At 36.7% G+C, this 8,511-nt stretch carries 9 protein-coding genes; all 9 read left to right on the top strand.

Annotation, left to right across the window (positions count from 1 at the left end):
• Positions 1-190 (top strand): RumC family sactipeptide (locus ACTQXY_RS14590; protein ID WP_441660072.1); only part of this gene is annotated, 190 nt, incomplete at its 5' end.
• A 367-nt stretch (positions 191-557) separates the two neighbouring features.
• On the top strand, positions 558-1,217 hold the full coding sequence (locus tag ACTQXY_RS14585) for a C39 family peptidase (RefSeq protein WP_441660071.1): 660 nt from the start codon (positions 558-560) through the stop codon (positions 1,215-1,217).
• 87 nt (positions 1,218-1,304) lie between these two features.
• Positions 1,305-1,790 carry a hypothetical protein gene (locus ACTQXY_RS14580; RefSeq protein ID WP_441660070.1) on the top strand — a complete coding sequence of 162 codons (486 nt, stop codon included), beginning with the start codon at positions 1,305-1,307 and terminating at the stop codon, positions 1,788-1,790.
• 44 nt (positions 1,791-1,834) lie between these two features.
• Entirely contained in the window at positions 1,835-3,022 is a 1,188-nt protein-coding gene (locus ACTQXY_RS14575) for an FtsX-like permease family protein (protein WP_441660069.1), read from the top strand.
• Position 3,023: 1 nt separating this feature from the next.
• Positions 3,024-3,482 carry a hypothetical protein gene (locus ACTQXY_RS14570; RefSeq protein ID WP_441660068.1) on the top strand — a complete coding sequence of 153 codons (459 nt, stop codon included), beginning with the start codon at positions 3,024-3,026 and terminating at the stop codon, positions 3,480-3,482.
• 15 nt (positions 3,483-3,497) lie between these two features.
• Positions 3,498-4,157 carry an ATP-binding cassette domain-containing protein gene (locus ACTQXY_RS14565; RefSeq protein ID WP_441660067.1) on the top strand — a complete coding sequence of 220 codons (660 nt, stop codon included), beginning with the start codon at positions 3,498-3,500 and terminating at the stop codon, positions 4,155-4,157.
• A complete protein-coding gene (locus ACTQXY_RS14560; protein ID WP_441660066.1) occupies positions 4,158-5,600 on the top strand; it encodes an FtsX-like permease family protein in 1,443 nt (480 codons plus the stop codon). It begins immediately after the preceding gene.
• Positions 5,601-5,719: 119 nt separating this feature from the next.
• Positions 5,720-7,156 (top strand): FtsX-like permease family protein, encoded by a 1,437-nt coding sequence (locus ACTQXY_RS14555; protein ID WP_441660065.1) that lies wholly within the window; start codon positions 5,720-5,722, stop codon positions 7,154-7,156.
• Positions 7,157-7,188: 32 nt separating this feature from the next.
• Positions 7,189-8,511: RumMC family radical SAM sactipeptide maturase (locus ACTQXY_RS14550; RefSeq protein WP_441660064.1), on the top strand; the 1,323-nt coding region annotated here is incomplete at its 3' end.

Genomic DNA, 8,511 nt, shown 5'->3' with positions numbered 1-8,511 from the left:
GAGAAAAATCGTAGCAGGAAAGTTACAGACAGGAGCAGACTTTGAAGGCAGCAGAGGTGATTGCATTTGCAGTGGTACTATAGCTGTGAAAAATTCCCATTATGCAGGACCGGCGTATTGCGTAGGATACTGTGGAAACAACGGAGTAGTGACTAGAAATGCTAATGCAAATGTCGCAAAAACGGCATAAGATGTAAAAAGACGTCTTATAAGAAGGGGAGATTTGTAATAGAATCTCCCTTTTTCTTTTTGGAGATAGGATAGAATTTTCTATGCATGAATGCTTTGCTTGTTTCACGGATATGAAATATAAGAATGCTATCAGTAACACTAAATAAGGTGATTTTATAAAGCTGAAGGGATGTTAAATAAGAATGATACGAAAGAGCAGAAAAAAGAGAAAAATACGAGTATTAAAAAGGATAGCTTTTTGGGGAATTTTTGTTTTTATAAGTTGTACGGGGATGTATTTCTATAGAAAATACAAGGATATACAATTACAAAATATTGTGAGTCAAACTACGGAAAATGAGGGCATAGAGGGAAGATTGCAAAAAATGTCAAATTATGATTTGCGTATCAAAGATATCGTAGAAAATAAAAGTCAGTACCCAGAAGAACTTTTGGAACTGCTCACGACAAATATAGAAACTATAGAGTTTGTATTGAATTATCCTGAAAAGAAAAATAATTCACCAGCGGAAACAGTAGGGGAAACAAGGAGTGGAGAAATTCCATTACTATTACAATGGGATGAAAGATGGGGCTATCAAAATTATGGAGATAGCATGTTTGCAGTAAATGGGTGTGGTCCAACAGCACTTTCTATGGTTATAGTAGGACTTACAGAGAATAAGCAAGCAACACCTTACCAAGTAGCGCAGTATGCAGAAAAAAATGGATATTATGTAGAGGGGGTAGGAAGTAGTTGGAACATGATGACAGATGTAGGAAGTTATTTTGGGATACAAGAAAGTGAGGTTCCATTAGGCAAAGATAGTATTCAGACGGAATTAGAATTAGGACATCCGATCATTTGTGCCATGCGCCCAGGAGACTTTACAACAACCGGACATTTTATTGTCTTGACAGGAATGAAAGATGGAAAGATTTATGTCCATGATCCCAATAGTAAAAAAAGAAGCGAAAAATTATGGAACTATGAAACTTTAGAAAGTCAAATCAATAATTTGTGGAGCTTTACAACGCTTTTTTAATTCTACACATAAATTACACATAAAAAACGTGATAAACATAAAAGAGGTTTTTATAATAAAAGCATCAAAATATTGGAGGATATATTTATGAAGAAAAAAATTGCAACGGTAATATTAGTAACTTGTTTATTTGGAACTTTAGCAGGATGTGGGAATGGTAGTATGAATAAACCAGAAGTTCCTTCAACAGAAAATTCAACAGATAGTATGAACCAAACTGAAAATAACGCGGAGAACAGCGAAGGAACAAGTGCTTTAAAAAATGCTAATTTGGTTGGAACAGTAATTGATTTTACAGAAACAGGCTGCACACTCGGAAAAGGAAGTGCTACAGAAGATACTATGACTGCACCAGCAGGTGGAGAGAACACAGAAGGTGTAGAAAAAATTTCTGTACAGTATGCTGATAATACACAATTTCAAATTTCAAATTCCACAATTACGAATGTAACTTTGGAGGCGGGAACAAAAGACGATGTAAAAAAATCATCAGCAGTCTTTCTGTATGGGGAATATCAGGAAGACGGAACCTTCTTGGCCACTCGTGTAATTATAGATCATTTTCAAAAATAGTAGGAGGAAATAAATTGGGAAGTGCGAAAAGAGCAGTTCGGTATTTGATAAGAAAAAAATCAAAAACAGTAATTTTGTTTTTGGTACTCTTGATTTCAGAAGCGATGATTTTAAGTACAGGGATTATTTTAAAAGCTTCAAATGAGGCAAAAAGCGAACTGCAGAAAAAAACAAAGACAAAAATATTGGCGGGAATTATGGAAAATAACAATCCGATCACAACGGAAGACATAAATAAAATACAGGAATTGAAGGGAATCGATAGGATTAATAAAAATACCACATTGCCTGTATATCCGTCAAATTTTCAAACGGTAACAGAAAACCAAAATACAAATACAGAAAATCTTCAAGTTCGATTGGTCGGTTATGATGATTTAAAATTAGATGGTGCCTTTGCAGATTCTGAAGTCCGGATTGTAAAAGGAAAGTATCCAAAAGAAAAAAATGAAGTCCTCGTAAATCAAATATTAGCAGAGACTAATAAGTTAGAGATTGGAGATGTGCTCACTTTAGAGACAGATGATGGGAAGAAACTGGAAGGAGTTATCTCGGGGTATTATTTGTCAGGTTCGGAAAGAAAACAGTCGAAAGAAATGGCATCTGTTTATCGGATTGAAAATACTATATATGCAAAAACAGAATCCATAATAACATTGCAGGATGTAAGCGGATATGAAAGCGTTTCTGTATATTTAAAAAATCCAGAAAATCTAGAAAAGATAGAAAGGGAAATGAAAAATATTTTAGGAGAGAAAGTTGAACTAACAAAATCAGATATGTTATTTCGACAAATGAAACAACCACTCGAACAGGTTATGCAAGTTGTAAAATTAATGTTATATTTGACGCTGGGAACATCTGCAATTGTTATAACACTCCTTTTATGTATGTGGATGAGAGTGAGAAAAAAGGAAATAGCAGTTTATATTAGTTTGGGAAAAACGAAATGTTCAATACTGTCGCAGCTATTATTGGAGAGTTTTTTGGTATTTGCAGCTTCTTCAGTATGTTCTATTGCTATAGGAAATATTTTAGCAGAAAAATTGAAAGGCTTATTATTTGCAGGAAAAAATATTTCTACATTGGCAGTAAAAATTAGCCCACAGTTATCAGATGTAGGAATACTTATTATGAGTGGTGCTATGATACTTTTTATTGGAATTGGAATATCAGTGATCCCTGTTTTACGGACAAATCCTAAAGATACACTATCAGAGATGGAGGGATAGCATGAAAAGGAATAATAAGAATAGTGTTTCTCAAATAGAGAGCCAAAATCGTTTGGGAAATAAGATAGAAGTTGTTGTACCAATATTAGAATTATATGAATCTGTAGAAGATGATTTACGAAAAATTGGAATTCGAATCAGACTGGATTTGTATGATGGAATGGATAGTTGTATATATGCAAATAAAAATGCACTCAAATTATGTCTGACAAATACTTTGTATTATTTTGTTGAGAAATGTGTGGAACTTTCCGTCTTAGAAATAAGCTTAAAATATTATGAGGGAAGAATATGGATAATTTTTAGAAGTGCAGAAAAGCAGAACAACTCCGAATGGAAAATGCCTAGTCGCAATTTAGAGATGGAAGTGATAAGGGGATATTTTAAGCAAAAAAATATTTTTTTTAAAGAAAATAATTTACCAGATAAAGTAGAAATTGGATTTGAAACTGTTAATTGATTAGGAGGCGATACAGTGGTTTTAGAAGTAAAAAATGTAGTTTACCATTATAAAACAAATAAAAACAAAAATGTTTTGAACGGGATTAGTTATGAATTTGAAGAAGGCAAGGTATATGCTATTTTAGGAGCAAGTGGATCAGGAAAAACAACATTTTTGTCATTGCTTGCAGGTTTGGATGTTCCTGTATTTGGAAGTATTTTATATGAAGGAGAGGATATTTTAAAAGGTGGATTAAATCATCATCGAAAAGAACATGTTTCTTTGGTATTCCAGAACTATAATTTGATTGATTATTTAACACCGCAGGAAAACGTTATGCTTGGGGGAAATAGAAATCCCGAAAAATTATTAGCTACAGTTGGAATCCCGAAGGAAGATTGGAATCGAAGAGTCTTACAACTTTCCGGAGGACAACAGCAGAGAGTGGCTATTGCAAGAGCTTTAGCAAGTCCGGCTAAAGTATTGCTGGCGGATGAACCCACCGGAAATCTCGATGAAGATATTGGTAGAGAAGTTACTGAAATTCTTCAGGAAACAGCACATAAATTAGGGAAATGTGTAATTGTAGTAACCCACAGTAGAAGTATGGCAGAAACAGCAGATGTTGCTATTAAAATAGAAAAAGGGAAAATACACGAAGAAAGTATAAAAGAAAAAGGAGAGGATTCATAAATGAATGTGTTACGACGTGGTGTTTATTCAGTAATTAGAAAACCCATAAAAAGCATTCTTCTCCTATTAGTCGTTGTGGTGATTAGTAGTTTTTTCATGGCAGGATTAGCAAGTCAGTCTGCGAGTGTCAACGTACAAGATTCTACGCGGCAAGCAGTAGGGGCTACATTTAGGCTGGAGTTAAGTGAGGCGAACCGACATACTCGTCTTGCAGAAGCAACAGAAAAAATAGGAGAAGGAAAAGAAGGAACTTACGGGGGAGTAACAACAAAAAAGTTTGAAGATGGATCATGGATGTCATCTGTGGATAATTCTTTTGAAACGGTGATTCCAAAAGACGCAGAACAGATAGCAAAAGTAAAAGGAATTGAAGAATATAATCTGATTACAGTAGCAACAGTGGTAAATCCTGTGAATTTTAAAAGGATTGAAGATCCGGATATGGATCAGAGTCAGGACTTTGGAGGTGTTAATTTACGAGGCAACCGAATTATGGAAATGGATATGGATGTTGCAGCAGGAAAGATTAAATTGATAGATGGACGCATGACAACCAAAGATGACAAAGATGTTTGTGTGATTTCAAAAGAACTGGCGGAATTAAACGGGCTGCAAGTCGGTGACAGTCTACAGTTTAATCAGTGGGATGATAAGGAAAATTCGAAAGTTTATAATACTAAGATTGTAGGGATATATGAAGCGGTGCAGAAGCTGGAACCGGTTATGTCTGGAGATACTTACCGGTCAGAAAATACAATTTTTACCGATATGAGTTTTCCAGAGAAACCATCTGGGGAAGAGGGAAATCCGCTGTTCCGATATGCGATTTTTAAGGTAGCCAATGTAGATCAATATGATGCAGTAAAAAAGGAAATTGAAAAAGTAGACATTGACTGGAAACGATACGATTTAATTGATAGTAATGGAAATATTCAGAGCATGGCTGAAAATTTTAATAATATGAAGCAGTTAAGTGAGATGCTGTTAATCGTAGTTTGCGCGGCAAGTTTTATCATATTCAGTCTGATCTTTTTATTCTGGATGAAGAATAGGACGCAGGAAATCGGTATTTTTATGGCATTGGGAGAAAGTAAGAAGAAAATCTGGAGTCAATTTCTTTGGGAAGCCATGCTGATTGCAATTTTGGGATTGGTATTATCTTTTCTGATATCGCCCGCACTTTCTAAAATGACGGCATCTTATATGGCACAACAATCTCAAAGCCAGGCAGACGAACAGAAAGAAGCAACTCAAAATCAAGTGTTTGCAGATGGATATATTGCACCGGATTTGGAATTTCAGACGATAGAAATCGAAGTCACATCAGATATGTTAGTAAAAGATACAATTGCAATCGGTGGTTTGCTGCTTGTTTCAGTTTCGGTAGCAGGAATTATGATTATGAGGAAAAAACCAAAGGAGATTTTATCTGAAATGAGTTGATAGCTTGTTCAAACTTATTATGCAAGAAAGATTATTGGAGTAAGTAAGCTTTATAATCGAAAAAATGGTATAAGAATTATTGAATATAAAAAAGCTTTATAGAAGGAGAAGAATAAGATATGAATATTTTACGACGAGGAATGTGTTCCATTATACGAAAGCCTATAAAAAGTCTTCTTCTCCTGTTAGTCGTTGTGGTGATTAGTAGTTTTTTCATGGCAGGATTGGCAAGCCAATCTGCAAGTGTCAATGTACAGGATTCTACGCGGCAAGCAGTAGGCGCTACCTTTAGGCTAGAATTAAGTGAAGCTAATCGACATACTCGGCTTGAAGAGGCATCAAAAATAACAGGGGCAGAAGGAGATTATGAAGGAGTTCATAATTATCGCTTAGAAAATGGAGCATATGGTGTTTCAACGGATAATTCTTTTGAAACGGTGATTCCCAAAGATGCAGAACAGATAGCAAAAGTAAAAGGGGTCGAAGAATATAATCTGATTACAGTGGCAACGGTGGTAAATCCTGTAAACTTTAAAAGGATTGAAGATCCGGATATGGATCAGAGACAGGACTTTGGAGGTGTCAATTTAAGAGGAAACCGAATTATGGAAATGGATATGGATGTTGCAGCAGGAAAGATTAAATTGGTAGATGGGCGTATGACAACCAAAGAAGATAAAGATGTTTGCGTGATTTCAAAAGAACTGGCGGAATTAAACGGGGTGCAAGTCGGTGACAGTCTACAGTTTAATCAGTGGGATGATAAGGAAAATTCGAAAGTTTATAGTGTAAAGATTGTAGGGATTTATGAAGCGGTGCGGAAACTGGAACCAGTTATGTCTGGAGATACTTACCGTTCAGAAAATACGATTTTTACCGATATGAATTTTCCAGAGAAACCATCTGGGGAAGAGGGAAATCCGCTGTTCCGATATGCGATTTTTAAGGTAGTTAATGTAGATCAATATGATGCAGTAAAAAAGGAAATTGAAAAAGTAGACATTGACTGGAAACGATACGATCTAATTGATAGTAATGGAAATATTCAGAGCATGGCGGAAAATTTTAATAATATGAAGCAGTTAAGTGAAATGCTATTAATCGTAGTTTCCGCAGCAAGTTTTATCATATTCAGTCTGATCTTTTTATTCTGGATGAAGAATAGGACGCAGGAAATCGGTATTTTTATGGCATTGGGAGAAAGTAAGAAGAAAATCTGGAGTCAATTTCTTTGGGAAGCCATGCTGATTGGAATTTTGGGATTGGTATTATCTTTTCTGATATCCCCCGCACTTTCTAAAATGACGGCATCTTATATGGCACAACAATCTCAAAACCAGGCAGACGAACAGAAAGAAGCAACACAAAATCAAGTGTTTGCAGATGGATATATTGCACCGGACTTGGAATTTCAGACGATAGAAATAGAAGTCACATCAGATATGTTAGTAAAAGATACAATTGCAATTGGCGGTTTGCTATTTGTTTCAGTTTCGGTAGCAGGGACTATGATTATGAGGAAAAAGCCAAAGGAGATTTTATCTGAAATGAGCTGATGCATTGGGAGAAAATGTTAGGAGGAAGAAAAATGAATGAACACCTGAAAAAGATCAAAGAGACCATTGATGTAGAGCATGGATACAGCCTGGGAACTGTTTTCACTACCAGAAATAAACAGTATATGTATGATACAGGAACCGGAAAAGTGTTTGAGTGCGGGGCAAATGAATACCGAATCTTAAAAAGCCTGTTTGAACAGACAAAACTTCCGAATGAGGTGGAGGGGGCTTCAGAAGAAGAACTGGAGGCTGCATACAGAAACATCTGGGAGATAGTAGAAGCAGAGCATATCCTGCAGGTTTCACCGAATTTAAAGTTTGTAAGGGAAACAGATGAAACATTAAGGGACTTGCTCCGGTACGATCTGCAGCAGGTCATCCTGGAACTGACAGAACAGTGCAACATGAGATGCCGCTACTGTATTTATAACGAACATAATGAAGGATACCGGAATTTCTCGCCAAAAGCCATGACCTGGGATGTGGGAAAACGTGCTGTGGAGTATGCAAGGGATAACAGTGGAGATAAAGTGGCGATATCCTTTTATGGGGGAGAGCCACTGGTGCAGTTTGAACTGATGAAAAAGACAATAGATTACAGCCGGCAGATCATAAAAGGAAAAGAACTGACCTTTTCTTTCTCTACCAACCTGACACTGGTAACACCGGAAATCGCTGCATATGTGGCAGGAGTGGAAGGAATGAGTGTCCTGGCAAGTATAGACGGACCAGAAGGAATCCATGATGCTTACAGAGTGATGAGCGGAGGAAAAGGAAGTTTTGAGAAAGCAATACAGGGATTAAAATATCTGGTAGAAGCTTTTGGAGAGAGGGCAAAGGAAAGTATTGTGATCAATACGGTGGTCTGTCCGCCATTCAGTACAAAGAAACTGGATGCGATTAAGGAGTTTTTTGAAGGTCTGAGCTGGCTGCCAAAAGAAATGGTAAAGAAATGTGATTACGTAGAATACGGAAGCGTAAGAGAAGAAGATATTTCCATGGAGTATGCTGGAGATGGGGAGTTTATCGGAGAGGAACTGGACGGTTTCACGTTAGATGCCATCGAAGGCTGGGCACTGGCAAGGGATTTAGAAGAAGAGGATCCAAATAGTTATGTGGCAGGGATTGTAGCGGATAAACTGGTGCGGATACATAACCGAAGACAGACACAGGAACCATGCAAAGACCTCAGAAGAAACGGCTGCTGCATTCCGGGGAACCGGAGGGTCTATGTGAAGACGGATGGGAAATTCCTTTTGTGTGAAAAGACCGGAGATGCACCGGATATAGGAAACGTGTTTGAAGGGGCAGATCTAGAAAAAATAAAGAAATATTATATGGATGAATACGAT

Origin of the sequence: Faecalimonas sp. LCP19S3_D12 (assembly GCF_052121495.1) — a bacterium.
Lineage (GTDB): Bacteria > Bacillota > Clostridia > Lachnospirales > Lachnospiraceae > Faecalimonas.
Note: the sequence above shows the minus strand (reverse complement) of the source record. Positions and strands in the feature narration are given on the sequence as shown.